The sequence below is a fragment of the Telluria sp. AC161 genome, from assembly GCF_979258535.1.
This window is the reverse complement of record NZ_OZ409861.1, coordinates 3438147-3464277: the sequence shown is the minus strand read 5'-3', so window position 1 is coordinate 3464277 and position 26131 is coordinate 3438147. Positions and strand designations below refer to the sequence as shown.

Below are 26131 nucleotides of genomic sequence, written 5' to 3'. Positions count from 1 at the left end.
CCGCCAGCTAGGCTTTGCGCACCTGCGCGCGGTCCAGCGGCAGGTCGCGCATGCGCAGGCCGCAGGCGTCGAACACCGCATTCGCAATCGCCGCCGCGGCCGGGCCCTGCGCCGCTTCGCCGGTGCCCAGGAACGGCTGGCCGGGGCGGTCGATCAGGTGCACGTCGATCTGTTCCGGCGCCTGGGCAAAGCGCAGGATCGGATACGACGCCCAGTCCACCGTCAGCACGCGCGATGCGTCGAAGCGCACCTGTTCCAGCAGGGTCCAGCTGGCCGACTGGATGATGCCGCCCTCGATCTGGTTGCGCACGCCATCGGGGCTGACGATCTCGCCGCAATCGACGGCGCTCACCGCGCGCGTGATGCGCACCAGGCCCGTCTCGCGCGCCACCTCGACTTCCACTGCAATGGCGCAGTACGACGCCAGGTTTTTGTAGCGCGCAAACGCGAAGCCGCGTCCGCGCCGGGCAGGGCGCCGGTAGCCATCCCAGCCAAACTTTGCTGCCGCCAGCTTGACCACGTCGAGCGCGCGTGGATCGTCCAGATGCCGCAGCCGGAACGCGACCGGGTCGCTGTTTGCGGCGCGCGCCAGTTCGTCCATGAAGCTTTCGATGGCAAACACATTGCAGTAGGCGCCCAGGCCGCGCAGCGCCGACGAGCGCAGGACCGGCTTCGGCTGGAAGTGGTGCACCACGCGCGCATTGGGCAGCACGTAATAGGGAATGGCATTGCGGTCGCCACTGCCTTCGGGTTGCGGTGCCGGCTTGGCGAGCGGTGGCGCAAACGGGCGCGCCAGGTGCGTGGCCGCCAGCAGGTTGCCGGCCTTGCCGGGGCGCGTATTGTGCGGCGGCGTGAAGACGTCGTGCTGCCAGTCGGCGATGCGGCCCGTGCTGTCGAGCGTGGCGGCCACCTGCACCACCATCGCTGCGCCGAACGGCTCCCACGCGTGTTCTTCCTCGCGCATCCACTGCACGCGCACGGGCCGCCCTGGCAGGGCGTGCGCGAGCAGGATGGCGTCGGCCGCGACATCGTCGGCGCCGTTGTGGCCATAGCAGCCCGATCCTTCGACGTGGATACAGCGGATCGTGTCTTCCTTCACGGCGATCAGTTCGGCCAGTGCCGTGCGCAGCGGGAACACGCCCTGTGCGTGGGTCCAGACCGTGTAACGGCCGTCGACCAGCTGCGCCACGGCGCACGAGGGGCCGATGGACGCGTGCAGCTGGAACGGGCGTGTGTAGCGCGCAGCGAACTTGCGGCCGGCCGATCCTGCGGCGCCGCGCGCCAGGATCGGCAGCGCCTCGGCGGGCTGGGCGCGGATGAACGTATTCACGTCGGGATGCACCGGCAGCGACGCCGGCGTCTCCCAGCGCGTGGCCCGCGCCAGCGCCGTCGCTGCTTTGACGGCGCGGTACTCGCCCTCGGCGATCACGGCGAGAAAGCGCCCGTCCTGCACCACCTTGAGCACGCCCGGCAGGCGTTCGATCGCGGCGACATCGACGGCGACCAGCCGCGCGGCTTGCGACGGCGGCCGCACGATCCGCGCATGCACCATCTGCGGCAGCCGCAGATCCTGCACGTAGGCCGCGCCACCCGTGACCTTGGCCGGGATATCGACGCGCGGCACCGACTTGCCGATTGCCGTGCGCGGGCCTGGCGGGGGTGGTGCGGGCACCGGCGTGGCGCGCAGGTGCAGTTCCTGGCCCGTCACCAGCTGCCCGAACGTGACGCGCCGGCCGCCTGCACTGAACGCGCCATCTTTCAGCGCCAGGCTGCCCACGGGCGCGCCCAGCCGCGTTGCGGCCAGTTCGCCCAGGCGCATGCGTACCTGGCCGGCCGCATGGCGCAGCGCGGTGCCGCTGTCCTTCATCGAGTTACTGCCGGCGGTGATGCCTTCGTCCGGCGTGCGCGCCGTGTCGGCCGTGACGAGCTGCAGCCGGCCAGGCGCCAGGCGCAGTTCGTCGGCCACCACCTGCAAGAGCGCGGTCTTGATGCCTTGGCCCAGTTCGGCCTTGCCGGTAAATACTGTGATGCGTTCATTGGCCTCGATGCGGATCCAGGCGTCGAGCCACGGCGACTTGTCCAGGCTCTTGGGCAGCTCGCCCGGGGCGGCAAAGGCGGTTGCCGGCAGCGCGAACGACAGCGTCAGGGCGCCGCCGCCAGCGAGAAAGGCACGGCGGCCGGTATCGATCGTCATGGCTTGCCCTTCGCTGCCAGCGTATTGGCAGCGCGCCGCACGGCGCGCAGGATGCGCATATGCGTGCCGCAGCGGCACAGGTTCGGCGACATGTGGGCGCGGATCTGGGCGTCGGTCGGCGCCGGCATCTTTTCAAGCAGCGCCGTGGCCTGCATCAGCATGCCGGCGATGCAGTAACCGCACTGCGCGGCCTGCTCGTCGATGAAGGCTTGTTGCAGCACGCCCGGGGTGGTGGCATTGCCCAGGCCTTCGACCGTGCGCACCGGCCGCTGGCCAACGACGGATACCGGCACCATGCACGACATCGCCGGCTTCCCGTCCAGCAGCACCGTGCACGAACCGCACTGGCCCAGGCCGCAGCCGAACTTCGCGCCATTGAGTTCGAGGTCGTTGCGCAGCACGTACAGCAGCGGGGTGTCGGCATCCTGGTCGACGGCGTGCACCTTGCCGTTTACCTGCAGGCGGTAGGTCGTCATTCTTTGCTCGCTTTGCGCACGGCCTTGTCCAGATCGGGCCACACGGGTTGGTTCGCGCCATACTTGCGCAGGTAGGCCGCCAGGGTGCCGGTCTGTTCCTCAGTCAGGATCGTCCTGAACGCCGGCATGAAGCGCGACGGCTCGCCATCGGGCGGCGTGATGCCGTCCAGCGTGATGTGAATCAGGTCGCGCGGGTCGGGGTCGTACAGCGCGATCGCCTTCTGCAGCGGGAGCGCGGTGCCGGAACTGGCGTCGCGTCCGGCGTCGTGGCAGCGCGCGCACGAATTGGCATACACGGCGTAGCCGAGCGTCATGCGCTGCAGGTCGGGGTCGTCATTTGCCGGTTTGGGCAGCGGGCCGGCCTGCTGCGCCAGCGTTGCGCGCGGCGGCGCCTTGGCCAGCTGGCTGTGGGTCCAGGCGGCCAGCGCCGCCACGTCGCGCTCGTCCGCTTGCGCCAGGTGCGTGACCACATCCTGCATTGGCCCGGCCGCCATCGCATGGTCGTGCGCGACGCCGGTGCGTAGATACGCCTGCAGCTGGTCACGGGTCCAGGGCAGGGGCGACGGTGAATGCTCGTTCAGCGCCGGCGCGTACCAGTCATCGGCTTCGCCGCCACCAAGCTGCTTCTTCAGATCTGGGCCGCCCAGCAGCGTGCGCGGCGTGTGGCAGGCGGCGCAGTGTGCAACCGCGTCGGCCAGGTACGCGCCACGGTTCCATTCGGCCGATTGGCCGGCGACCGGCTGCCATGGCGCATCGTCCAGGTACAGCACATTCCAGAACGCCACCAGCGGGCGGAACCCGAATGGGAAGGTCATCCGGTTCTCGCGCGCCGGCGCCACGATCGCGGGGCGCGTCATGAAATAAGCGTACAGGTCTTCGATGTCGCCGTCGGTCATGCGTACATAGTGGTTGTATGGGAAGGCGGGATACAGCAAGTGACCGTCGCGCGCGACGCCTTCGCGCATCGCGCGTGTGAAGGCCGCTTCGCTCCAGGCGCCGATGCCGGTCGCGGTGTCGGGGGTGATGTTGGTGCTGTGGACCGTGCCAAACGGGGTGTTCATCGGCTTGCCGCCGGCGAAGGGCCGCGACAGGTCCGGCGTGTGGCACGAGGCGCACATGCCAAGGCGCGCCAGATTGGCGCCGCGCTCGATGCGGGTAGTGTCGAAGGATGGCTGTGTGGACTGCGGCGCCAGCGCGGGGCGCCACATGATGGCAAACGCGATGCCGCTGGCGACGATGACGGCTGCGAGCAGCAGCCACCACCCGGTATGTCGTTTGCGCTGGACTTGAACCATCGGGACTCCGTGTCGGGGAGGCCCATTGTGGATGCAGCAAGGGTGGGCGCTCTGTGCGTTCGCCCACCCAGGGGATGCTTATGCCGTCACGGGCCGCGCCGGCGCTTTGCGATACGCCCACACCAGCATGGCCAGCGCGCCAACGATCATCGGCAGCGACAATACCTGGCCCGACGTGATCGGCAAGCCGAACACGGTGGTTTCCCAATCCGGCACGCGGAACCATTCGGTGAAGAAGCGCGCGCAGCCATACAGCAGCGTGAACATGGCGCCCACGGCCAGGCGCGGACGCGCTTTGCGTGCGAACAGCCACAGGATGATGAAGACCAGCACGCCGTCGACCAACGCCTGGTACAGCGGCGACGGATGGCGCGGGCCGGTCACGCCCGGCCACAGCATGGCCCACGGCAGGCTCGGATCGGCCAGACGGCCCGGCAGTTCGGCGTTGATGAAGTTGCCCATGCGGCCGGCGGCATACCCGAGCGGCACGAGCGGCGCGATGAAGTCGTAGACGTCGAGGATATTGCGGCGGCGTTTGCGGGCCCACAGCGCCATCGCGATCAGCACACCCAGAAAGCCCCCGTGGAACGACATCCCGCCGCGCCAGATCATGAAGATCTCGAGCGGGTGCGCCAGGTAGTACAGCGGCTGGTAGAACAGCACTTCGCCCAGGCGGCCGCCGAGGATCACGCCGAGCATCCCGTAGAACAGCATGTCGTCCAGATCATCCTTGGTCCAGCCCTGCACGGCCACGTGCGGCATGCGGATGCGCACGCGGCCCAGCATGATGAACAGGGCAAAGGCGACCACGTACATCAGGCCATACCAGTGGATTTGCACCGGCCCGAGCGCGAGCGCGATCGGGTCCGGCTGCGGATGAATCAGCATAATCAGTCTTTCTTCAATAGGTCCAGGAAGCCCTTGAGGACGGGCGAATCGTTATCGCGCCGCCATGCCAGGCCCGTTTCGGCCAGCGGCGCGGCGTCGCGCAGGGCACGGTATTCTACGCCGGGGCGCATCAGGTTCGACACGGATTGTGGCACAAGTGCCAAGCCCATGCCGCCGGAAACCAGGCTGACGATGGTCTGCATCTGGATTGCCTCCTGCCCGATCGTGGGCAGCACGCCGGCGGCGCGATAGCACGCGAGGATCGCATCGTGCAGGCTGGGCGCCACCGTGCGCGGGAAGATCACCAGCGGCAGCGGGGGCAGGTCGCGCAGCCACACCGGCCCCGGTGCGGCCAGCGCCGCCAGTCCGCTGGGCGCGCACAGCACCAGGGGTTCATCGAGCAGCTTGCGGTAGTCGAGCGCAGGATCGGCCATGCCCGCCGGTGCGCCCGGCTGCAGAGGGATCACGAAGCCGGCATCGATGCGGCCGGACAGCAGGTCGTCGAACTGCACGTCGGACGTCGCCTCGTGCAGCACCAGCCGCACGCCCGGAAACGCCGCGCGGTAGCGGCGCAGCACGTCGGGCAGCATGCCCAGGCCGGCAGTGGAGACAAACGACAGCGCCAGGCGGCCCGCCTCACCGCTGGCCGCGCGCCGCACCAGTTCGGGCAGGGCGCCGGCTTCGTCGAGGATGCGGCGCGCTTCAGGCAGCAGCGCGCTGCCGGCCGCTGTCAGGCCAACCATGCGGCGGTTGCGCAAAAACAGCGGCGCGCCGAGCAGGTCTTCGAGATTGGCGATGCTTTGCGAGAGCGGCGGCTGCGTCATGTGCAGGCGCTGCGCGGCGCGGCCGAAATGCAGCTCTTCGGCCACGGCGACGAAATGGCGGAGCTGGCGCAGTTCGGGATGCATTGATGGCGGTGATGGATGAACAGGACTCGGTGAGTTGTCCAATGTATCACAGCACAAGTATCACAGCGCCGCCATGACAGCGCCGGGGTCCGGTCAGCGGCGCTTGCCCAGCGACTTCTTCACGCGGTCGGTGCGGCGCTGTTCATCGACGTCGTGCGCCTTGCGCTTGTCCAGGCCGAGCGCCTTTTCGATGTATTCGAACCAGATGAAGGCGACGACCATCAGGCCGATGATGTACCACCAGGACAGGTCGGCAAAACGCCAGACCTCGAAGCCGCGCAGGGCGGCAAGCAGGGCGATCAAGAGGATCAGGGGCATGGGGAAAACTCCTTGTAGCCGCACATCTTACGGAGTAAATGATGCTCATGGGCAAATTTAACAGTTTTCTGTTACACCGTATGAGCAAATGTGGTGATCGCGTTACAGAGTGTATCGCTTGCAGATGCCCCGGAGGATTGCCGGTAAAATTCACTCAGTTACTAATCCGGAGAATTACATGAAGCGGTCCCTGTTGTTGTGTGTCGTGCTGTCGGCGTTTGCATCGGGCAGCGCCCTGGCCCAGGCCGACCTGGCCAAGGCCAAGAATTGCATGGCCTGCCACACCTCAGCCACCAAGCTGGTTGGCCCGGCCTACAAGGACGTCGCCGAAAAATACGCGGGCCAGAAGGGCGCCGAAGACAAGCTGGTGCAAAAGGTGCTCAAGGGTGGCTCTGGCACCTGGGGCCCGATCCCGATGCCGGCCAATCCGCAGGTCAGCGAGGCCGAAGCGCGCTCGCTGGTCAAGTGGGTGCTCGCGACCAAGTAAGCCGTCCGGCTGCTGCACGACATGAAGCGCGCCTGCGTGAGCAAGGCGCGCTTTTTTATGGGCGATCAGCAGGGCGCGTGGTGTAAGATCGCCGGCTATTCTCCCGCCTTTGCCACCTGACCAAAGCATGACCACCATCGATTCCCCCGCACCCGATATGCCCCGCCAGGTCGTCAAGCCCAGCATCGGCGTCTACCGCCGCCACCTGCTTGTCTGCACCGGCCCTCGCTGCAATGCCGATGGCGCTGCACAGGCGTTGTTCGACAGCCTGGGTGAGAAGTTCAAGGCCAGCGGCCTGGATGGCGGCCCGCTGCGCGTCAAGCGCAGCCGGGTGAGCTGCTTCGCTGCGTGCAAGGGCGGGCCGATCGTCTGCGTCCAGCCGGACGGCACCTGGTACTACAACGTCACGCCGGACAATATCGACCGCATCATCGACCAGCACCTGTGCAAGGGCGAACGCGTGGAAGACCTGGTGTTTCACCAGGCGGGCGTGGAGGATTGACGACGATGGCGCACCGCTTCGACGACGCCCAGATCGACGGCGTCTACCGCGCGATCGCCGAGCGGCGCGACGTGCGCCACTTCATTCCCGGCGCGATCGACGAGGCGGTGCTGCTGCGCCTGCTGACGGCGGCGCACCAGGCCCCCAGCGTCGGCATGATGCAGCCGTGGCGCTTCATCCGCATCGCGTCAATGCCATTGCGTGAGGAGATCTGCGCGCTCGTCGAAGCCGAGCGCGTGGCCACCGCCGACGCCCTGGGTGAGCGCGGCGCCGAATTCATGCGCCTGAAGGTCGAGGGACTGCGCGAATGCGGCGAGGTGCTGGTCGTGGCGCTGATGGACGGGCGTGAGCGGCACGTGTTCGGACGCCGCACGCTGCCCGAGATGGATCTGGCATCGGTATCTTGCGCGATCCAGAACATGTGGCTGGCCGCGCGTGCCGAAGGGGTGGGAATGGGGTGGGTGTCGCTGTTCGATCCCGACCAGCTCGCGGCCTTGCTCGGCATACCGGAAGGCGGCAAGCCGGTGGCGATCCTGTGCCTGGGACATGTGGCCGAGTTCTACCCGAAGCCAATGCTGGAACTCGAAGGCTGGGCCCAGCGGGGGACGCTGGGCGACTTCGTCACGCTCGACCGTTGGTAGAGCGCCGGCGCAGTCTCAGCTCGCAAACATCTTCAGTAACGCCACCGCCGGGGCCGCCGAGCCGATGCGCCGGTTGGCTTGCGCAGCTTCCAGCACCTCCACCAGTTCATCGTATTTGTCGGCCTGACGGTCATTCAGGTTGATCATGTTCATGCTCCAGCGCGGGAATGTGCGAAACTTGGCTGGTTCGTTATAGAGAACGCGCGAATTCTTGTGGCGCGGATCGAGTTCGATCTTGTGGTACAACTTGTCGAGCGTTTCTACCGGACCCTCCAGCACCTGGAGGAACCAGCCGCCGTTGTAGAACAAACTTCCGGTCACGTCGAGTGGGGCATTGTTATTCTTCGCCGTGTCCTGGATTCCTGCCAGGTCGCTAGGGGACATCTTGCGGGTGGCCTGGCTGACGTACACGAGTTGATTGATCGACATGATAAGATTTCTTTCTTATTGGAAAGATAGAACGATAGCGCGCCACCAAGCGGTTGTCGATGCAATGTTGCCGATTGGAAAATTGGAGCGGGTCAAAGGTGCGCGCTGCACTCGTCCGTGCAACGCCCGCTATCGCACCCATCAACATTGCCAATCCACGAGTACACGAAGTTTTTCTATAATTTTGTCAAATCTTACCGATCAGACAGGAGAAACAAATGAGTGTGGACAATATCCCGGCCAAGTGCCCGTTCAGCGGCGCAGCCGGCACCGGCACGACCAACCGCGACTGGTGGCCAAAGGCGCTGCGTCTCGATCTGCTGGCCCAGCATTCGGCCAAGTCCGACCCGATGGGTGGCGACTTCGATTACCGCGCCGCGTTCAACAGCCTCGACCTCGAGGCAGTCAAGGCCGACTTGGCCAAAGTGATGACGGATTCCCAGGACTGGTGGCCGGCTGACTTCGGTCACTACGGCGGCCTGTTCGTGCGCATGGCATGGCACAGCGCCGGCACCTACCGCATCGGCGACGGTCGCGGCGGCGCCGGCCGCGGCCAGCAGCGCTTCGCGCCGCTGAACAGCTGGCCCGACAACGTGAGCCTCGACAAGGCACGCCGGCTGATCTGGCCGGTCAAGCAGAAGTACGGCGAGAAAATCTCGTGGGCCGACCTGATCATCCTGACCGGTAACGTCGCTCTCGAAACGATGGGCTTCAAGACCTTCGGCTTCGCCGGCGGTCGCCAGGACGTGTGGGAACCCGACCTCGACGTGTACTGGGGCCGCGAGAACAAATGGCTGGGCAGCGATGAGCGCTACACGGTGGGCTCGCCCGGCGTCGAAGGCCGCGGCGTCATCGACAAGGATGACGACAGCGAGATCACCCACACGCGCGACCTCGAGAACCCGCTGGCGGCAGTGCAGATGGGCCTGATCTACGTGAACCCGGAAGGCCCGGACGGCAAGCCCGACCCGGTCGCATCGGCCCGCGACATCCGTGACACGTTCGGCCGCATGGCCATGAACGACGAAGAAACCGTGGCGCTGATCGCCGGCGGCCACACCTTCGGTAAAACGCACGGCGCGGGTCCGTCCGAGCATGTCAAGGAAGAGCCGGAAGCCGCCGGCCTGCATGCCCAGGGTTTCGGCTGGCAGAACAGCTTCGGCAGCGGCAAGGGCCCGGACACGATCACCAGCGGCCTCGAAGTCACCTGGACCAGCACGCCGACCCAATGGGGCCACGACTACTTCACGTACCTGTTCGGCCACGAGTGGGAACTGACGAAAAGCCCGGCCGGCGGCCACCAGTGGATCGCCAAGGACGCCGATGCCACCGTGCCGGATGCATATGACGCCGCCAAGCGTCACCGTCCGACGATGCTGACGTCCGACCTGGCACTGCGCATGGACCCGGCCTACGAGGCGATTTCGCGTCGCTTCCTGGAAAACCCGGACCAGTTCGCGGACGCCTTCGCCCGCGCCTGGTTCAAGCTGACCCACCGCGACATGGGCCCGCGTGCCCGCTACCTCGGCCCGGAAGTCCCGGCCGAAGTGCTGATCTGGCAGGATCCGGTGCCTGCAGCTGAAGGCGCGGCGATTGACGACGCCGATGCCAAAGTACTGAAAGACAAGGTGCTGGCATCCGGCCTGGCCATCGGCGAACTGGTGTCGACGGCATGGGCCTCGGCCGCAAGCTTCCGTGGTTCGGACAAACGCGGCGGCGCCAACGGTGCGCGTATCCGCCTGGTCCCGCAAAAGGACTGGGCCGCCAACGAGCCGGAACAGCTGGGCCGCGTGCTGGCGCAGCTCGAGACCATCCAGGGCGAGTTCAACGGGGCGCAGACGGGCGGCAAGCAGGTCTCGCTGGCTGACCTGATCGTCCTGGCCGGCAATGCAGGCGTCGAGGCGGCAGCCAAAGCGGCGGGCCACGACATCACCGTGCCGTTCACGCCGGGCCGCACCGATGCGTCGCAGGAGCAGACCGACGTGGAATCGTTCCATGCGATGGAACCTGTCGCGGATGCCTTCCGCAACTTCGAGAAAGCCTTGTACAGCATCCCGGCTGAATCGTTGATGATCGACCGCGCCCAGTTGCTGACGCTGACGGCGCCGGAAATGGCGGTGCTGGTGGGTGGCCTGCGCGTGCTGGGCGCCAACACGGGCGGCAGCGCTGACGGCGTGCTGACGCAGCAGAAGGGTGCGTTGACGAACGACTTCTTCGTCAACCTGCTCGACATGGCCACCGAATGGCGGCCTGCCACGCGGCCTGGCCAGGGCGTCGAACGCTTCGAAGGCCGCGATCGCAAGACCGGCGAGAAGAAGTGGACGGCGTCGCGCGTCGACCTGGTGTTCGGCTCGAATGCGCAGCTGCGTTCGATCTCGGAAGTGTATGCCAGCGCCGATGCCGGCCAGAAGTTCGTGAAGGACTTCGTTGCGGCCTGGACCAAGGTGATGGAGCTGGATCGCTTCGACGTCAAGTAACTCTGTAGTCTGGCCCGGGTGAACCCCGGGCCTTTTTCTTTTCAGCCTGGCCGGTGCGGATCAACGCGTGATGCGGCGCTTGGCGACATCGGCCAGCACCTTCGACAACCCCTGCGCATCGGCCTCGCCCGTTGCCGCGATATAGCCGCGCACATAGGCCGCCTGCTTGGCGACCTGGCTGCTGCCACCCTTGAGTTCTTCGAGCAGCTGGTCAGCCACGGCCAGATCGTTCAGCGCGCCCAGGCGATCCTGCAGCTTTTCAAGGTGCCCGAGGTAGCGCTTGACGCGCTGCGCCGGCAGCAGGTCGCGGAAGAATTCCGCCGCATAGCGTGCCTTCTTGGCCGCGATACGCACGCGGTGACGGCCCGGTGCATCGGCTTCGTCCAGCCCGTCGATGCGCTTGGCCAGACGCTTTTCGGCCGTACGCAGCAGGGGCAGGGCGCTTTTCGCGGCGCGCTCCAACAGCGGCGAATCCTTCGGCAGGCCGCCTTCGGGCTGCCAGCGGCGTTCGCCCAGCCAGTCTTTCAGTTGCGCCATCAACTCGGTGTAGCGCGCATCGCGCAGCACGTGCAGGATCTGCGCGTGGTGGCCCGTGGCGCGGTCGTGCGCGGCCTGGCGCAGCGCGTGCGCATCGATGCCCGGCACGCGCTTGATGGTGAAATCGGCCAGCACGTCCCAGTCGCGCGCGGGACCGAGTTCGCCGGACAGCCACTCGATGCTTGCATGCAGCGGCACCGGCGGCGGCGCCAGTTCCTCGAACATCGCAAGCAGCGCGCGCAGGCGGCGCAGGCCCACGCGCATCTGGTGCAGGCTTTCGACATGCTGTTTCAGCACGCCCGGCACGTTCGCTTCGATCTGTGCCACACAATTGAGGCCAATGGCCTGGAATGCGTCTTCGAGCGTCATGCGCCCGCGCAGGTGGACCGGTTCGGCCTTGACCGCACCGATCGGCGCTTCTTTGACATCGGCCGCTGGCTCGGTTGGCAGCGGCTGGTCCGTTTGCGGTTCGTCGGCTGCCTCGGCCACATCGGCCACGTCGGTCGTCTCTGTGATGGTGATTGCGTCCGTCAGATCGGGCGTCGCGACCGCCGCGACCTCGGGCGTCAGGTGCTTCGTTTTATGGTGCTTGCTCATGCTGGTGCCTCTCGTGGACAGTGGATAAGTCCATCATACGCCTGAGCACTCATCCGTTCACGTCTCCATGACAGGCACGTGACATTGCGCACTGCAGGGCGCACTGCAGCGCAGACCAGCTTACTTGCCGATCCGGTAAATCACGTCCACGCTCTGCACAAATTTCTGTACGCCCACCAGTAGCGGATCGCCTGGCGGCGACACCGACGGGTAGCGCGGCGCGTCGCTGGCCAGTCCCATCGCGTTGGCCAGGTTCTTCAGTGGCGCGAGCGCCACGCCACCCGCCGGGCCCAGTTTCAGTGCCCATGCCGCGGGCGATGTTCAGCGCCTTCACGCGCGCCGCGTTCAGCGCCTGGCTGACGAGTTCCGCCTCGATCTTGTCGGCGTCGCTGCGGCTGAACGCCACGGCCAGCGATTCGACATTGGGCAGGCCCATCAGGCTCTGGATCAGCGCCGTCCACCCGTTCAGGTCGCGCACCGTCGCGTGCACGGCGGCGCGGGTTTCGATTGCCGTTACCCGCTCGCCCTCCTTGAGCGGGCGGCGCAGCACGTCCTGCACCGAGATGTCCTCGACCTTCACACCCTGTGCGGCCAGCAGCGCGCGGCTCGCGGTCAGGCGCTCGTGGACCAGCTTCCATGCGGCGTCCAGGTCGGCCTCGGTGCTGACGATGTCGAAATCGATCTCGCCGGTGTCCGGCATCACGTGCAGGTCGGCAGCGGCCGTCACGTGGATAAAAGGATAGGCGGGCAGGTCGGCGGCGCGCGCAGGCGCAGCGTGCAGCATGGCGGTGACAGCCAGTGCGGTAGTAAACATCTTGAGCATGATGATCCTTGTCGTAGCGGGAACATTCCCGTGGCAAGGCCAGCGTAAAGCTTCTAGACCTTGATGTCTATTTAAAGTAGACGTCAAGGTCTAGATTATGTGGCGTGCATGACGGCAACTGCGCCGTCCATGCGCGCCTACTCGATCACGAACGCCAGGTCGCGGCCGTTCTGCGCCACCTGGCCCGCATAGTCAGCGGCGTGGATGCGCAGCAGGTACTCACCCGGCGCGAGGTCGGCGATGCGCCAGCTACCCGTCTCGATCCTGCCATCGCGCAGACGGTTGTTAAGCGCATAGTCGAACTGGGTCGACGCGCTGCCGTAGACCGTGATGCCGCTGGTCGGTGCATAGACCGCTTTCACGGCGTCAGGATTGCGCGGCAGGCGGTCGTAGACCTGCGTGATGACGGGCTGCTCGAAGCCGGGCAGTGGCGTGCCGTCGGCGCGCAGCACCTGGTAGCCCAGCTTGTACAGGCCCAGCTTGCGGCGCGCCAGGTTGCCATCCACCTGGTCATAGGCATTCACGACGATCTGCAGCTCGCCCAGCGTGCGGTCGAGGCGCAGGGGCTGGCCCTTTTTTGCCGTGATGCGCTTGCCGGCAGTGTCGTACAGCGCGATGCGCGAAATCGTCGGCGTTACCGTGTCGACAAAGCCGATGAATGGCAGTGTGAGCGCATTGACGAGCGAGCCGCCCTGGTAGTAATCGAGGTGCACGTGCGACAGCGCATTGAGCGTGCCGAGCTTGTCGCCGACGGCAAAGCGCGTGCCGCGCGGCACCCGCACGCGCACGGCCTTGCCATTGGGTTTGCCATTGGCGGTTTCTTCGCGCCCGATCTGGAAGCGCGGATCGAGCCCACGGCCTTGCGGATCGCGGCCCACGCGCATGTGAATGTACGACAGCGGCCCCACGCTCATGCCTTCGCCGAGGTTGTTGAAACCCCAGTTCGCATACGGATCGGTCACCTTGGCCGGCAGGATCGCCAGCACGGTCGCGCCGACGTCGCCGCGCACATCCAGGCCTGCATGGAAATGGTCGCGGCTGTCGCCGCCATACGTGCCGCGCACTTCGCCCATCACGCCCACGACTTCATGGACGGTGTCTTGCGGGCCAAGCGGCCAGGGCATCGGTTCCGTGCGCCGTTGCAGCGGCGGGCGCGCCAGCACCGGCGCGGCTTCGCCTGCGCGCGGCGGCGCCAGGCGGTGCAGGCGATGGGCGTTGGCGTCGGCCACCACCAGGCTGCCGTCGCGCGCGACGGCAATGCCGCGCGGGCCGTTGAGCTGCACGGTGCCGTCGCTGCCAAAACCGTTCGGCTCGAGCGGGTGGTCGGTATCCTCCAGCGGGCGGAATTCGCCCGTTGGCGTCATCTGCAGGATGCGCCCGCCGGCACTGGCGACGATGTACAGGTAGCCGTCGCGCGTGACGGCCAGGCCCACCGGGCGGCGCAGCGCGGGGCGGCGCTCGGCCTCCGGCGGCAGCGCGAGCGTGTCGACCGTGCCGTCGGGGCGCAGGCGGCGCACCGCGTTGTTGCCGGTGTCGGCGATGTACAGATTGCCGTCGTGGTCGACGGCCAGGGCGCTCGGGGTATCGAAGGCGGCGGCCGGGCCGGGGCCGTCGAACAGGTTCGGCTTGCCGGTGCCGGCCAGCGTGGTCACCGTGCCATCCGGGGCAATGCGGCGGATGCGGTCGTTGTAGGTGTCGGCCACGTAGACGATGCCGGCGTCGTCCACCGCGATCCCGACCGGGCCGTTGAACTGGGCCGCGCGGCCGATGCCATCGACATAGCCGGGACTGCCGTTGCCGGCCAGCGTCGTCACGGCGCCATCGGGCGCGATGCGACGGATCGCATGGTTGCCCGTGTCGGCCACGTACAGGTTGCCCAGGTGGTCGAGCGCAATGGCGGACGGCGTATTGAAGGCGGCGGCCGCGCCCAGGCCATCGATAAAGCCTTCCTTGCCGCCGGCCAGTGTCGACACTGCGCCATCGGGCTGGACGACGCGGATGCGGTTGGCTTCGCCCCCGTCGGCGACATAGATCGCGCCGCGCGGGCCGATGGCCACGCCATACGGATCGCTGAAGCGGCTGGCGGGTGCTGCGCCGTCGAGCACGCCGTCCTGGCCGTCGCCCGCCAGCAGGTGCACGCGGGCAGGCCAGAATGGCTGCGTTTTGGCGACGGGGGCGGTCAGTACCGGGGTGGCGCCGCTGTGGGGTTCGACCCGGTCAGTGAACCAGAAGACGGTGCCGACGGCCAGGATGGCGGCGCCGGCGAGTGCTGCGATGAGGGGAGTGCGTTTCACGACGACGACCGGCTGATTGCTGAAGTTGCAATCTTAGCCGAAACACGTGAATGGATGGGGCAGGCAGAAATGCGAACGCCGCCGGACGAAGGTCGCGGCGGCGTGCAGGTCTTGCGTATTACTGCGAGGCTCAGATGCGCAGATCGTCCAGCGACTTGCCCTTGCCCAGTGCGTCGACAACCCATTTTGGTTGACGGCCACGGCCGGTCCAGGTTTGGGTATTGTCAGCCGGGTTGTGATATTGCGGATTGACTTTCGCGCCGCCGCCCGTCTTCTTGGCTTTGGTACTGCCGCCTTTGGCCAGCAGTTCCTCGACCGAGATGCCCATATTCTGGGCGATCTCGAGAATTTGCTCACGCGCTTTCTTGACGTCTTGCTGCTGGCGGTTTTTGATCTCCTTTTCGATATCGAATTGAAGACCTTTCAGTTCGGCGAGGTTATAACCCGACAGATTGATGTTTGCCATTTTGTTTCTTCCTTGATTAGGTGATTCGATTCGTTTCGAAGAGCCGCGCAGGGATTTTACTATTGAATCGCCAATTTGGAATGACAATCGTGCGCGGGGTTAATTTCGAATCAAATGGAAGGCAGAACGGCATGTGGTACGGGTTTATTTTTCCAGCATTCTGATGTGTGCAATTTCTTGAGAAACTGCGCGCGTCACGACATCGCTCAGCGTATCGCCGAGGCTGTTGCGAATATCGGCCGAGAAACTGGTCATTGCTTTGTCGACGGCATCGGCAATACCGTCGCGCAGGCGCTGTTCAAGCACGAAATCGATCCGGCCCTGCAATTGCTGCAGGATGCGCTCGGTGACGCGCCGTTCCATCACGCTCCATTGCTCGCCGCTCCAATGGTCGACGGCGCGCCGTTCCAGCGCTTCTGGCGCATCCTCAAGCGCGGCCACCACGGGCGCAGGCGGCGGCGGGGCCTCGGCTTCGACCACCGGTGCCGGCTGCGCCAGCGGCGTGCCCGACGCGGTTGGTTCCGCGAATACTTCGGTCAACACGGGAATACTGGCATCGAAAGCGGGATCGTGGCTCATGATTGTCCTGCGACGAAGTGGGTCAGCGGATAGGATTCTTTTTTATACGCGATATAGCGTTTGCGGCCCTCGGCGGCATCTTCTTCATCGATCGAGATAATTTCAAACACACGCGCAAATTGCGTGAAGTTACGCGGCCTGCGGCGTGTCAGGTTCACGAGCATATCGTGGTGCGGCAGTTCGCTGTCTTCATTATCGGTAATCACGATCGGCGTTTGCGCCGCCAGAGGGTCGCCGGCCATCACGTGCGGAATGAAATCAGTATCCGACACGGTCCACATGGCGGCATTCAAGGCGTCGGCCTGTTCGGGGCTATCGGCCAGCACGACGATTTTGGCGCGCGCGCCATATGCCTTGCGCGCAAGGCGGCAGGCATAGGCCAGCTTATCCGGGATATTGGTATGAAAGTCGATGCGGGTCATGGGCGCTTATGGAAAATCGGGAGTGCGCTGGCACTCCCGACAGGGTCAATCCAATTGATCAGGCATTCATGCCGCTATGGCGCAGCAAGGCATCGATCGATGGCTCGCGGCCGCGGAAGGCCTTGAATGAATCGAGCGCCGGGCGCGAACCGCCCACCGCCAGAATCTCGCGCTGGAAGCGCCGGCCCGTTTCAAACAGGTCGGCGCCGCCACCTTCGACCGCTTCTTCGAATGCAGCATAAGCGTCGGCTGACAGCACTTCAGCCCACTTGTAGCTGTAATAGCCGGCCGCGTAGCCGCCTGCGAAGATGTGGCTGAACGAATGCAGGAAGCGGTTGAACGACGGCGGCGTGATCACCGCGAAGTTGCGGCGCACGTCGTCGATCAGCGCCTGGACTTGCCCATTGTGCGCGTCGAAGTCGTAGTGCAGGTGCATGTCGATCAGCGAGAACTCGACCTGGCGCAGCGTCTGCATCCCGGATTGGAAGTTCTTCGCGGCCGTCATCTTGTCGAACAGCGCGCGCGGCAGCGGCTCGCCGGTTTTCACGTGCGCCGTCATCTGCTGCAGCTTGTCCCACTCCCAGCAGAAGTTTTCCATGAACTGCGACGGCAGCTCCACCGCATCCCATTCAACGCCCGAGATGCCCGAGACCGACAACTCTTCGACTTCGGTCAGCATGTGGTGCAGGCCGTGGCCGAATTCGTGGAACAGCGTGGTCACTTCGTCGTGCGTGAACAGCGACGGCTGCAGCACGCCATCTTTCATTGCCGGCGGCGTGAAATTGCAGACCAGGTACGCCACTGGCGTTTGCACGGTGCCGCCGTGGAGCAGGCGGCGCCCGCGCGCATCGTTCATCCATGCGCCCTGCGCCTTGCCGGCGCGCGCATACAGGTCGAGGTAGAACTGGCCGACCAATTGGCCATCGCGCTCGATGCGGAAGAAGCGCACGTCCGGGTGCCAGGTCGGTGCGTCGTCCGGGCGCACGGTCACGCCAAACAGCTCCTGGATCACGCCGAACAGGCCAGCGACCACTTTCGGCTCGGGGAAGTATTCCTTCACTTCCTGGGCCGAGAACGCGTAACGCTGCTCGCGCAGCTTTTCGGAGGCGAAGGCCATGTCCCACGATTGCAGGTCGTCGATCGCCAGCTCGTCGCGTGCAAACGCGCGCAGTTCGGCCAGGTCTTTCTCGGCATACGGGCGGGCGCGGCGCGCCAGGTCTTCCAGGAACTCGATCACGTGCTGCGGGCTTTGGGCCATCTTGGCCACCAGCGAGATATCGGCGAAGCTGCCGTAGTCGAGCATCTTGGCTTCTTCATTGCGCAGTTGCAGCAACTTGACGATGTTCGACGAGTTGTCCCACTTCGCGACGTCGGTAAACATGATGCCGGCGTCGGACGCCTTGGTCGCGGTGGCGCGGTAGATCGTTTCGCGCAGCGCGCGGTTGGTAGAAAATTGCAGGATCGGGAAGTACGACGGGAAGTGCAGCGTGAACAGCCAGCCGGTCTTGCCATCGCGTTCGGCGGCGGCTTTCGCAGCAGCCTTCACATCGTCCGGCAGGCCGGCCAGTTCGGCTTCGCTGTCGACCACGAGCTTGTAGTCGTTGGTGGCATCGAGCACGTTTTCAGAAAAGCGCGTCGACAGTTGCGACTGCTGTTCCTGGATCTCGGCGAAACGTTCTTTCTTGTCGGCGGCCAGTTCGGCGCCGCCCAGACGGAAGTCGCGCAGCGCGTTCTCGACGATGCGCTTGCGGGTGTCGCTCAGCGCCTCGAAACCGGCGCTTTCGCGCAACTGCTTGTATTTGGTGAACAGCGCCTCGTTCTGGCTCAGCGCGGTCGAGAACTCGACGACCTTCGGCTGGTTCTCGTTGTAGGTCGCGCGCAGCTCCGGCGTGTCGACCACGTGATTCAGGTGGCCGACCACGCCCCAGGCGCGGCCCAGGCGTTCGCTGACCTCGTCGAGCGGGGCCAGCGTGGCCCACGTAACCTCATCCAGCGGCGCCTCGAGCTGCGCCACGACGGCGTTCGCCTCGGCGATCAGACTGTCGATGGCGGACGTGACGTGTTCGGGCTTGATCGCGTCAAAGCGCGGCAAGTCGGAAAAGTCGAGGAGGGGATTGCTCGTTTCGTTCGTCATCAATAGTCCTTCCAGATTCGTTAGCGTTGGTTCTTCAGTTCGCGTTCCGCCGATTCCACCGTGTTTTGCAGCAGCATCGTGATCGTCATGGGGCCCACACCGCCCGGCACCGGGGTGATGTGGCCAGCCACTTCACGCACGCCGGCAAAATCGACGTCACCGCACAGCTTGCCCGCGTCGTCGCGATTCATGCCCACGTCGATCACGATCGCGCCCGGCTTGACCATATCGGCGGTCAGGGTATTGCGGCGGCCAACGGCGGCCACCACGACATCGGCCTGGCGGGTGTGGTAGCCCAGATCCGCAGTCGCGCTATGGCATATGGTCACGGTGGCATTGGCTTGCAAGAGCAGCATGGCCATTGGTTTGCCGACGGTGTTGCTGCGGCCGATCACGACAGCATGCTTGCCGCGCAGGTCGACACCCGTGGTTTCGATCAGCTTCATGCAGCCGTACGGGGTGCAGGGGCGGAAGCCTTCCAGGCCCGTCATCAGTTCGCCGGCCGACAGCACCGAGTAGCCATCGACATCCTTGGCCGTCGAAATCGCTTCGATGACCTTGTTCGGGTCGATGTGCTTTGGCAGCGGCATTTGCACGAGGATGCCGTGGATGGCCGGGTCGGTGTTCAATGCTGCAATGCGATCAAGGAGGGCAGCTTCGCTCAGGTCGGCGTCGTATTTTTCGAGCACCGAGTGGAAACCCACGTCGCCGCAGGCCTTGACCTTGTTGCGCACATAGACCTGGCTGGCGGGATCTTCCCCGACCAGGATCACGGCCAGGCCGGGCTGCTTGCCGGCTGCAGTGAGCTTGGCGGTGCGCGCAGCGATGTCGGTGCGCAGTTGTTGGGAGAGAAGGATTCCGTCGATGTGTTGGGCTGGCATGGTGGGAGGCTCGTTCTGGGCAAAAGCAGAATTATACGGCCCGCACCCGTCTTGCCGTTCGCTGTCGGCCGCTCGGCATGGCCGAAACCACCCTTTTTTGCCGTGTTTCAGGCGCTTCGGTATACGATGATTGGTGGCAGGAAGTTCAACATTTCCCTATACAAATTGTGCACTCGCAGCATAGGTTTTCACATTATGAAATCGAATATCATAGTTTGAAAATGGGGAAGTCCACTGTTAGAATCTGATGGTTTAGCTAAAAGATAGTTCGAATTTCATCAACCGCCGCCAGCCTGCGCAGGGATCGGATGGGGCGTACCACACTAGGAGACGCATGACATGGCAGCTCAACTCGACCAGTTGACCTCGCAAACCGCCAACGATCCGGATGCAATCGAGACCAAGGAATGGCTCGATGCGCTGGAGGCGGTGATCGAACATGAAGGAACGGAACGCGCCCATTACCTGATGGAGCGCCTGGTAGACCTGGCGCGCCGTCGCGGCGCGCACGTCCCGTTCTCGAGCAACACCGCGTACGTCAACACGATTCCCGCGCACCTGAACCAGAATTCGCCCGGCAACCTCGAATACGAAGAGCGCCTGCGCTCGTGGATGCGCTGGAACGCGATGGCGATGGTGGTCAAGGCCAACCGCGCCGACGGCGACCTCGGTGGCCACATCTCGTCATTCGCGTCGCTCGCCAATATGCTGGGCACGGGTTTCAACCACTTCTGGCACGCCCCGACCGAAGACCACGGCGGCGACCTGCTGTACATCCAGGGCCACTCGTCCCCAGGCATCTACGCCCGCGCGTTCCTCGAAGGCCGCCTGACCGAAGAGCAGCTGCTCAACTTCCGCCGTGAAGTCGACGGCAAGGGCCTGTCGTCGTACCCGCACCCGAAACTGATGCCGGACTTCTGGCAGTTCCCGACCGTCTCGATGGGCCTTGGCCCGCTGATGGCGATCTACCAGGCGCGCTTCCTGAAGTACCTGCACGCACGTGGCATCGCCAAGACCGACAACCGCAAGGTCTGGGTCTTCTGCGGCGACGGCGAGATGGACGAGCCGGAATCGATGGGCGCGATCGGCATGGCCGCACGCGAGCAGCTGGACAACCTGGTCATGGTCGTCAACTGCAACCTGCAGCGCCTGGACGGTCCGGTGCGCGGCAACGGCAAGATCATCCAGGAACTCGAAGCCGACTTCCGCGGCGCCGGCTGGAATGTCGTCAAGGTCATCTGGGGCTCGCAGTGGGATCCGCTGCTGGCCCAGGACAAGGACGGCATCCTGCAGCGCGTGATGATGGAATCGGTCGACGGCGAATACCAGAACTACAAGGCCAAGGACGGCGCCTACGTGCGCAAGCACTTCTTCGGCAAGGATCCGGCGCTGCTCGAGATGGTGTCGAAGATGAGCGACGACGACATCTGGCGTCTGACCCGCGGTGGCCACGATCCGCACAAGATCTACGCCGCGTTCAAGAACGCGCAAGAGAACAAGGGCACGCCAACGGTCCTCTTGGTGAAAACCGTCAAGGGCTTCGGCATGGGCAAGTCGGGCGAGGCGCGCAACACTGCGCACCAGACCAAGAAGCTCGATGACCAGGCGATCCGCGACATGCGCGACCGCTTCAACATCGCGATTCCAGACGACCAGCTGGCCGACATCCCGTTCTTCAAGCCGGCCGACGATGCGCCTGAAATGGTGTACCTGCACGAGCGCCGCAAGGCACTGGGCGGCTACCTGCCACAGCGCCGTGAAAAGTCGGACGAAAAGCTGACGGTGCCGGCACTGGCGTCGTTCAAGGGCGTGCTCGAGCCAACCCCGGAAGGCCGCGAAATCTCGTCGACCCAGGCGTATGTGCGCGTGATCACGAGCCTGTTGAAGGACGAAAGCATTGGCCAGCGCATCGTGCCGATCCTGGTCGACGAATCGCGTACCTTCGGCATGGAAGGCCTGTTCCGCCAGATCGGCATCTTCAACCAGCAGGGTCAGTTGTACGAGCCGGTCGACCGTGACCAGGTGATGTACTACCGCGAAGACAAGGCAGGCCAGATCCTGCAAGAGGGCATCAACGAAGCGGGCGGCATGAGCTCGTGGATCGCTGCAGCGACGTCGTACTCGTCGAACAACCGCACGATGATCCCGTTCTACACGTTCTACTCGATGTTCGGCATGCAGCGCGTGGGCGACCTGGTCTGGCTGGCGGGCGACATCCGTGCGCGCGGCTTCCTGATGGGCGGCACCGCCGGCCGCACGACGCTCAACGGCGAAGGCCTGCAGCACGAAGACGGCCATAGCCACATCATCGCCGCGACCGTGCCGAACTGCCTGCCGTACGATCCGACCTTCGGTCACGAAGTCGCGGTCATTATCCAGGACGGCCTGCGCCGCATGGTGGAAGAACAGGAAGACGTGTTCTACTACATCACCATCATGAACGAGAACTACCCGCAGCCGGGCCTGAAGCCTGGCCAGGAAGAGGGCATTCTCAAGGGCCTGTACCTGCTGCAAGAGGGTGGCAAGGACAACGCCCAGCGCGTCCAGCTGATCGGTTGCGGCACCATCCTGCGCGAGTCGATGTTTGCAGCCGAACTGCTCAAGAACGACTGGAACGTCGATGCGGACGTGTGGTCGGCGCCGTCGCTGACGCTGCTGGCCCGTGACGGCAACGATTGCGAACGCTGGAACATGGTCAACCCGGAACTGCCACAGCGCGTACCGTACGTGACCGAGATGCTGGGCGCCACCAGTGGTCCGATCGTCGCGACGACCGACTACATGCGCATGTTCGCCGAGCAGATCCGCGGCTTCATGCCGAAGGACCGCACCTATAAAGTGCTGGGCACGGACGGCTTTGGCCGCTCGGATTCGCGCGTCAAGCTGCGCGAGTTCTTCGAAGTGAACCGCTACTACATCACGGTGGCTTCGCTGCGCGCACTGGCCGACGAAGGCAAGATCGACCGCGCCATCGTGTCGCAGGCGATCGCCAAGTACGGCATCGACCAGAACAAGCCGAATCCGGTGACCCAGTAATGCTCATGAACCGTCGTTCCCGCGCAGGCGGGAACCCAAGTCCTTCGCGCAGCCGATTCGTTCGTGCGCGCCAGGGTGCAGGCAAACTTGGGTTCCAGCCTTCGCTGGAACGACGGCTCGGACGCTAACTCAAAAAATAACGGAGCTAACACTATGAGCATTGTGGAAGTCAAAGTCCCTGATATCGGCGACTTCAAGGAAGTGGAAGTGATCGAGCTGATGGTCAAGCCGGGCGACACCATCAAGGTGGACCAGTCGCTGGTGACCGTCGAGTCGGACAAGGCCAGCATGGAAATCCCGTCGAGCCACGCCGGCGTGGTCAAGGAAATCAAGATCAACGTCGGCGACAAGGTTGCCGAAGGCTCGCTCGTGCTGCTGCTCGAAGAAGCGGGCGGCGCGGCTGACGCACCGGCTGCTGCCCCGGCTGCCGAAGCTGCACCTGCTGCTACTGCACCGGCTGCCCCTGCGCCGGCTGCCGCCGAAGCGCCAGCCGCCGCACCCGCTGCATCCGGCGGCCTGGTCGACGTGACGGTGCCGGACATCGGCGATTTCAAAGAAGTCGAAGTCATCGAACTGATGGTCAAGGTGGGCGACACGATCAAGGTCGACCAGTCGCTGCTGACCGTCGAATCGGACAAGGCCAGCATGGAAATCCCGTCGAGCCATGCCGGCGTGGTCAAGGAAATCAAGGTCAAGGTTGGCGACAAGGTCGCCAAGGATTCGCTCGTGCTGGTCGTGGAAGCGACCGGCGGCGCGCCGGCTGCCGCACCTGCAGCTGCGCCTGCGCCGGCCGCTGCTGCACCTGCTGCTGCTGTTGCACCTGCACCTGCGCCGGCACCAGTCGCTGCGCCTGCACCAGCCGCCGCACCAGCACCAGCCGCACAAGGCGTGACCGGCTCGAAAGCCCACGCGTCGCCGTCGATCCGCAAGTTCGCGCGCGAACTGGGCGTGGACCTGGGCCGTGTGCCGGGCAGCGGTCCGAAAGGCCGCATCACCCAGCAGGACGTGCAGAACTTCGTCAAGGGCGTGATGGCAGCGCCGCCTGCTGCAGCGCCGGCAAAAGCCGGTGGCAGTGGCGTCGGTCTGGACCTGCTGGCCTGGCCATCGCTGGACTTCTCGAAATTCGGTCCGACCGAAACGGTGCCGCTGTCGCGCATCAAGAAGATCTCGGGCCCGAACCTGCATCGCAACTGGGTCATGATCCCGCACGTGACGCACTTCGACGAAGCCGACGTGACCGACCTGGAGCAGTTCCGCGTCGACACCAACGCGTCGCTGGCCAAGCAGAAGTCGGCGGTCAAGTTGACCATGCTGGCCTTCGTCATCAAGGCGAGCGTCGCCGCGCTGAAGAAATTCCCGCAATTTAATGCGTCGCTGTCGGGCGATGGCGCAGCGTTGATCACGAAGCAGTATTACAACATCGGCTTCGCGGCCGACACGCCGAACGGCCTGGTGGTCCCTGTCGTGAAAGATGCGGACAAGAAGACCATCTCGCAGATCGCCACCGAAATGGGCGAACTGTCGGCGCAGGCGCGCGACGGCAAGCTGCCGCCAACCGCGATGCAGGGCGCAACGTTCACCATCTCGTCGCTGGGCGGCATTGGTGGCACCGCGTTCACCCCGATCATCAACGCACCGGAGCTGGCGATTCTGGGCCTGTCCAAGTCGGCGATGAAGCCGGTGTGGGACGGTTCGACCTTCCAGCCGCGCCTGATGCTGCCGATGTCGCTGTCGTACGATCACCGCGTGATCGACGGCGCCGGCGCCGCGCGCTTCTCCGCCTACCTGGGCGAAGTGCTGGCGGACCTGCGCAAGACCCTTCTGTGATTGGAGCGCACTGATGAGCACTGTTGAAGTGAAAGTCCCGAATATCGGTGACTTCAAGGACGTCGAAGTCATCGAGTTGATGGTCAAGGCCGGCGACACGATCAAGGTCGACCAGTCCCTGGTCACCGTGGAATCGGACAAGGCCAGCATGGAAATCCCGTCGACGCACGCGGGCGTGGTGCAGTCGATCACGGTCAAGGTCGGCGACAAGATCAATGAAGGCACGCTGCTGCTGACGGTGGAAGAGGGCGCAGCCAGCCCTGCCGCCGATGCCAAGCCAGCCGAGTCCAAGCCGGCCGAGTCCAAGCCAGCCGATGCCAAGCCAGCGGCGCAGATCGGCGCGCAAGCCGTCGCACCAACGGCGGCCACGGGCCCGACGGATTCGTACGCACCGGCCCATCCGGCGCCAGCAGCCCAGTTGGGCGCAGCGCCGGCGCCGGCCGCATCGAGCTACAGCGGCCCGGTCGACATCGAGTGCGACATGATGGTGCTGGGCGCCGGTCCTGGCGGCTACTCCGCTGCGTTCCGCGCGGCCGACCTTGGCATGAATACGGTGCTGGTCGAAAAGTACGCAACGCTGGGCGGTGTGTGCCTGAACGTGGGCTGCATCCCGTCGAAGGCACTGCTGCACGTGGCCTCCGTCATGGATGAAACGACGCATATGGCCGACCTGGGCGTGGCATTCGCCAAGCCAGAAGTCGACATCGACAAGCTGCGCGGCTACAAGGATGGCGTGATCAAGAAGATGACCGGCGGCCTGGCCTTCATGGCCAAGGCGCGCAAGGTCAACACGGTGCAGGGCGTGGGCGCATTCCTGAGCCCGAACCACATCGAAGTCACGGCAGTCGATGGCGGCAAGAAGGTCATCGCTTTCAAGAAGGCCGTGATCGCGGCCGGTTCGTCGGTGGTCAAGCTGCCGTTCGTGCCGGAAGACCCGCGCATCGTCGATTCGACGGGCGCGCTGGAACTGCGCCAGGTGCCGAAGAAGATGCTCGTCATCGGTGGCGGCATCATCGGCCTGGAAATGGCGACCGTGTATTCGACGCTCGGTGCGCGCATCGACGTGGTCGAGATGATGGATGGCCTGATGCAGGGCGCGGACCGCGAGGCCGTCAAGGTCTGGCAGAAGTACAACGCGCACCGCTTCGACAATATCATGCTCAAGACGAAGACCGTTGGCGTGGAAGCGCTGCCGGAAGGAATCAAGGTCACGTTCGAATCAGCCGAAGCGGGTACAGCTGCACCGGAACCGCAGCTGTACGACCTGGTCCTGGTGGCCGTGGGCCGCAGCCCGAACGGCAAGAAGGTTGCTGCCGACAAGGCCGGCGTATTGGTGAGCGATCGCGGCTTCATCGCCGTGGACAGCCAGATGCGCACCAACGTGCCGCACATCTTCGCCATCGGCGACCTGGTGGGCCAGCCGATGCTGGCGCACAAGGCGGTGCACGAAGCGCACGTGGCGGCCGAGGCGGCCTTCGAGAAGAAGACGCACTTCGACGCCAAGGTCATTCCATCGGTGGCCTACACCGATCCGGAAGTGGCATGGGTCGGCCTGACCGAAGACGAAGCCAAGCAACAGGGCATCAAGGTCGAGAAGGGTCACTTCCCGTGGAACGCCAGCGGGCGCGCCGTGGCCAATGGCCGCGACGAGGGCTTCACCAAGCTGCTGTTCGACGCTGAAACGCACCGCATCATCGGCGGCACGATCGTCGGCACGCACGCCGGCGACATGATCGGCGAGATCGCGCTGGCGATCGAGATGGGCGCCGATGGCGTGGACATCGGCAAGACGATCCACCCGCACCCAACGCTGGGCGAGTCGATCGGCATGGCAGCCGAGGCGTATGAAGGTGTCTGCACCGATTTGCCGCCACCGCGCAAGCGCTGACCGGCAACGTGGCAAGCGAAACCGGGACCTTC

At 65.0% G+C, this 26131-nt stretch carries 22 protein-coding genes; 7 read left to right on the top strand and 15 right to left on the bottom strand.

Going from position 1 to position 26131, the window contains the following annotated elements; genetic code table 11:
- Positions 1-7 precede the first annotated feature (7 nt).
- The 6 genes from ACZ0AJ_RS15525 to ACZ0AJ_RS15500 form a co-directional block, all read right to left on the bottom strand.
- Positions 8-2194 (bottom strand): xanthine dehydrogenase family protein molybdopterin-binding subunit, encoded by a 2187-nt coding sequence (locus ACZ0AJ_RS15525; protein WP_499455535.1) that lies wholly within the window; start codon positions 2192-2194, stop codon positions 8-10.
- Positions 2191-2670, bottom strand: coding sequence for a (2Fe-2S)-binding protein (locus tag ACZ0AJ_RS15520; protein ID WP_499455357.1), 480 nt, complete (start codon positions 2668-2670; stop codon positions 2191-2193). The genes ACZ0AJ_RS15525 and ACZ0AJ_RS15520 overlap by 4 nt, the downstream gene beginning before the upstream one ends.
- A complete protein-coding gene (locus tag ACZ0AJ_RS15515; protein WP_499455356.1) occupies positions 2667-3965 on the bottom strand; it encodes a c-type cytochrome in 1299 nt (432 codons plus the stop codon). The genes ACZ0AJ_RS15520 and ACZ0AJ_RS15515 overlap by 4 nt, the downstream gene beginning before the upstream one ends.
- A 78-nt stretch (positions 3966-4043) precedes the next feature.
- Positions 4044-4853, bottom strand: coding sequence for a prolipoprotein diacylglyceryl transferase (gene lgt / locus ACZ0AJ_RS15510; protein ID WP_499455355.1), 810 nt, complete (start codon positions 4851-4853; stop codon positions 4044-4046).
- A gap of 2 nt (positions 4854-4855) precedes the next feature.
- Positions 4856-5761: a LysR family transcriptional regulator gene (locus ACZ0AJ_RS15505; RefSeq protein ID WP_258835469.1), complete on the bottom strand. Its 906-nt coding sequence runs from the start codon at positions 5759-5761 to the stop codon at positions 4856-4858.
- Between the two features lie 93 nt (positions 5762-5854).
- The gene (locus ACZ0AJ_RS15500) at positions 5855-6079 is read right to left on the bottom strand and encodes a TIGR04438 family Trp-rich protein (protein WP_499455354.1); all 225 of its coding nucleotides are present in this window, start codon (positions 6077-6079) and stop codon (positions 5855-5857) included.
- 178 nt (positions 6080-6257) lie between these two features.
- On the opposite strand from ACZ0AJ_RS15500, the gene ACZ0AJ_RS15495 reads away from it, so the two are divergent.
- The 3 genes from ACZ0AJ_RS15495 to bluB all read left to right on the top strand — a co-directional run bounded on the left by ACZ0AJ_RS15495 (position 6258) and on the right by bluB (position 7709).
- The gene (locus ACZ0AJ_RS15495; RefSeq protein WP_258835467.1) at positions 6258-6566 is read left to right on the top strand and encodes a c-type cytochrome; all 309 of its coding nucleotides are present in this window, start codon (positions 6258-6260) and stop codon (positions 6564-6566) included.
- A 127-nt stretch (positions 6567-6693) separates the two neighbouring features.
- Positions 6694-7068, top strand: coding sequence for a (2Fe-2S) ferredoxin domain-containing protein (locus ACZ0AJ_RS15490; protein ID WP_499455353.1), 375 nt, complete (start codon positions 6694-6696; stop codon positions 7066-7068).
- Between the two features lie 5 nt (positions 7069-7073).
- Positions 7074-7709: a 5,6-dimethylbenzimidazole synthase gene (bluB, locus tag ACZ0AJ_RS15485; RefSeq protein ID WP_499455352.1), complete on the top strand. Its 636-nt coding sequence runs from the start codon at positions 7074-7076 to the stop codon at positions 7707-7709.
- Between the two features lie 15 nt (positions 7710-7724).
- On the opposite strand, the gene ACZ0AJ_RS15480 is transcribed toward bluB, so the two are convergent.
- Complete coding sequence (locus ACZ0AJ_RS15480; protein ID WP_258835464.1) at positions 7725-8138, bottom strand: BLUF domain-containing protein; 414 nt, start codon at positions 8136-8138, stop codon at positions 7725-7727.
- 218 nt (positions 8139-8356) lie between these two features.
- Here ACZ0AJ_RS15480 and katG point away from each other — a divergent pair, with 218 nt between their 5' ends.
- Positions 8357-10615 carry a catalase/peroxidase HPI gene (gene katG / locus ACZ0AJ_RS15475; RefSeq protein WP_499455530.1) on the top strand — a complete coding sequence of 753 codons (2259 nt, stop codon included), beginning with the start codon at positions 8357-8359 and terminating at the stop codon, positions 10613-10615.
- A 60-nt stretch (positions 10616-10675) separates the two neighbouring features.
- On the opposite strand, the gene ACZ0AJ_RS15470 is transcribed toward katG, so the two are convergent.
- From ACZ0AJ_RS15470 to folD, 8 genes are all read right to left on the bottom strand, one after another.
- On the bottom strand, positions 10676-11749 hold the full coding sequence (locus ACZ0AJ_RS15470; protein WP_499455528.1) for a CHAD domain-containing protein: 1074 nt from the start codon (positions 11747-11749) through the stop codon (positions 10676-10678).
- A gap of 49 nt (positions 11750-11798) precedes the next feature.
- Positions 11799-12572, bottom strand: coding sequence for an SIMPL domain-containing protein (locus ACZ0AJ_RS15465; protein WP_499455526.1), 774 nt, complete (start codon positions 12570-12572; stop codon positions 11799-11801).
- A gap of 137 nt (positions 12573-12709) precedes the next feature.
- Positions 12710-14866, bottom strand: a complete 2157-nt coding sequence (locus ACZ0AJ_RS15460; RefSeq protein WP_499455350.1) for an NHL repeat-containing protein — start codon at positions 14864-14866, stop codon at positions 12710-12712.
- Positions 14867-14996: 130 nt separating this feature from the next.
- Positions 14997-15332 carry an H-NS histone family protein gene (locus ACZ0AJ_RS15455; protein WP_183555866.1) on the bottom strand — a complete coding sequence of 112 codons (336 nt, stop codon included), beginning with the start codon at positions 15330-15332 and terminating at the stop codon, positions 14997-14999.
- Between the two features lie 144 nt (positions 15333-15476).
- A complete protein-coding gene (locus tag ACZ0AJ_RS15450) occupies positions 15477-15911 on the bottom strand; it encodes a DUF2486 family protein (protein WP_499455523.1) in 435 nt (144 codons plus the stop codon).
- Complete coding sequence (locus ACZ0AJ_RS15445; RefSeq protein ID WP_183555864.1) at positions 15908-16333, bottom strand: DNA polymerase III subunit chi; 426 nt, start codon at positions 16331-16333, stop codon at positions 15908-15910. Before ACZ0AJ_RS15445 ends, ACZ0AJ_RS15450 begins: the two co-directional genes overlap by 4 nt.
- A 58-nt stretch (positions 16334-16391) precedes the next feature.
- Positions 16392-18467 (bottom strand): M3 family metallopeptidase, encoded by a 2076-nt coding sequence (locus ACZ0AJ_RS15440; RefSeq protein ID WP_499455348.1) that lies wholly within the window; start codon positions 18465-18467, stop codon positions 16392-16394.
- Positions 18468-18487: 20 nt separating this feature from the next.
- Complete coding sequence (gene folD, locus ACZ0AJ_RS15435; protein WP_183555862.1) at positions 18488-19348, bottom strand: bifunctional methylenetetrahydrofolate dehydrogenase/methenyltetrahydrofolate cyclohydrolase FolD; 861 nt, start codon at positions 19346-19348, stop codon at positions 18488-18490.
- 339 nt (positions 19349-19687) lie between these two features.
- Here folD and aceE point away from each other — a divergent pair, with 339 nt between their 5' ends.
- The 3 genes from aceE (at position 19688) to lpdA (ending at position 26099) form a co-directional block, all read left to right on the top strand.
- A complete protein-coding gene (aceE, locus tag ACZ0AJ_RS15430; RefSeq protein ID WP_258835457.1) occupies positions 19688-22384 on the top strand; it encodes a pyruvate dehydrogenase (acetyl-transferring), homodimeric type in 2697 nt (898 codons plus the stop codon).
- Positions 22385-22537: 153 nt separating this feature from the next.
- Complete coding sequence (aceF, locus tag ACZ0AJ_RS15425) at positions 22538-24211, top strand: dihydrolipoyllysine-residue acetyltransferase (protein ID WP_499455347.1); 1674 nt, start codon at positions 22538-22540, stop codon at positions 24209-24211.
- Between the two features lie 13 nt (positions 24212-24224).
- Positions 24225-26099 (top strand): dihydrolipoyl dehydrogenase, encoded by a 1875-nt coding sequence (gene lpdA, locus ACZ0AJ_RS15420; RefSeq protein WP_499455519.1) that lies wholly within the window; start codon positions 24225-24227, stop codon positions 26097-26099.
- The last annotated feature ends 32 nt before the right edge of the window (positions 26100-26131 follow it).

Coding starts and splice junctions, on each gene's coding strand:
- ACZ0AJ_RS15525 (WP_499455535.1), bottom strand. CDS start 2,194: ATGACGATCGATACCGGCCGCCGTGCCTTTCTCGCTGGCGGCGGCGCC.
- ACZ0AJ_RS15520 (WP_499455357.1), bottom strand. CDS start 2,670: ATGACGACCTACCGCCTGCAGGTAAACGGCAAGGTGCACGCCGTCGAC.
- ACZ0AJ_RS15515 (WP_499455356.1), bottom strand. CDS start 3,965: ATGGTTCAAGTCCAGCGCAAACGACATACCGGGTGGTGGCTGCTGCTC.
- lgt (WP_499455355.1), bottom strand. CDS start 4,853: ATGCTGATTCATCCGCAGCCGGACCCGATCGCGCTCGCGCTCGGGCCG.
- ACZ0AJ_RS15505 (WP_258835469.1), bottom strand. CDS start 5,761: ATGCATCCCGAACTGCGCCAGCTCCGCCATTTCGTCGCCGTGGCCGAA.
- ACZ0AJ_RS15500 (WP_499455354.1), bottom strand. CDS start 6,079: ATGCCCCTGATCCTCTTGATCGCCCTGCTTGCCGCCCTGCGCGGCTTC.
- ACZ0AJ_RS15495 (WP_258835467.1), top strand. CDS start 6,258: ATGAAGCGGTCCCTGTTGTTGTGTGTCGTGCTGTCGGCGTTTGCATCG.
- ACZ0AJ_RS15490 (WP_499455353.1), top strand. CDS start 6,694: ATGACCACCATCGATTCCCCCGCACCCGATATGCCCCGCCAGGTCGTC.
- bluB (WP_499455352.1), top strand. CDS start 7,074: ATGGCGCACCGCTTCGACGACGCCCAGATCGACGGCGTCTACCGCGCG.
- ACZ0AJ_RS15480 (WP_258835464.1), bottom strand. CDS start 8,138: ATGTCGATCAATCAACTCGTGTACGTCAGCCAGGCCACCCGCAAGATG.
- katG (WP_499455530.1), top strand. CDS start 8,357: ATGAGTGTGGACAATATCCCGGCCAAGTGCCCGTTCAGCGGCGCAGCC.
- ACZ0AJ_RS15470 (WP_499455528.1), bottom strand. CDS start 11,749: ATGAGCAAGCACCATAAAACGAAGCACCTGACGCCCGAGGTCGCGGCG.
- ACZ0AJ_RS15465 (WP_499455526.1), bottom strand. CDS start 12,572: ATGCTCAAGATGTTTACTACCGCACTGGCTGTCACCGCCATGCTGCAC.
- ACZ0AJ_RS15455 (WP_183555866.1), bottom strand. CDS start 15,332: ATGGCAAACATCAATCTGTCGGGTTATAACCTCGCCGAACTGAAAGGT.
- ACZ0AJ_RS15450 (WP_499455523.1), bottom strand. CDS start 15,911: ATGAGCCACGATCCCGCTTTCGATGCCAGTATTCCCGTGTTGACCGAA.
- ACZ0AJ_RS15445 (WP_183555864.1), bottom strand. CDS start 16,333: ATGACCCGCATCGACTTTCATACCAATATCCCGGATAAGCTGGCCTAT.
- ACZ0AJ_RS15440 (WP_499455348.1), bottom strand. CDS start 18,467: ATGACGAACGAAACGAGCAATCCCCTCCTCGACTTTTCCGACTTGCCG.
- folD (WP_183555862.1), bottom strand. CDS start 19,348: ATGCCAGCCCAACACATCGACGGAATCCTTCTCTCCCAACAACTGCGC.
- aceE (WP_258835457.1), top strand. CDS start 19,688: ATGGCAGCTCAACTCGACCAGTTGACCTCGCAAACCGCCAACGATCCG.
- aceF (WP_499455347.1), top strand. CDS start 22,538: ATGAGCATTGTGGAAGTCAAAGTCCCTGATATCGGCGACTTCAAGGAA.
- lpdA (WP_499455519.1), top strand. CDS start 24,225: ATGAGCACTGTTGAAGTGAAAGTCCCGAATATCGGTGACTTCAAGGAC.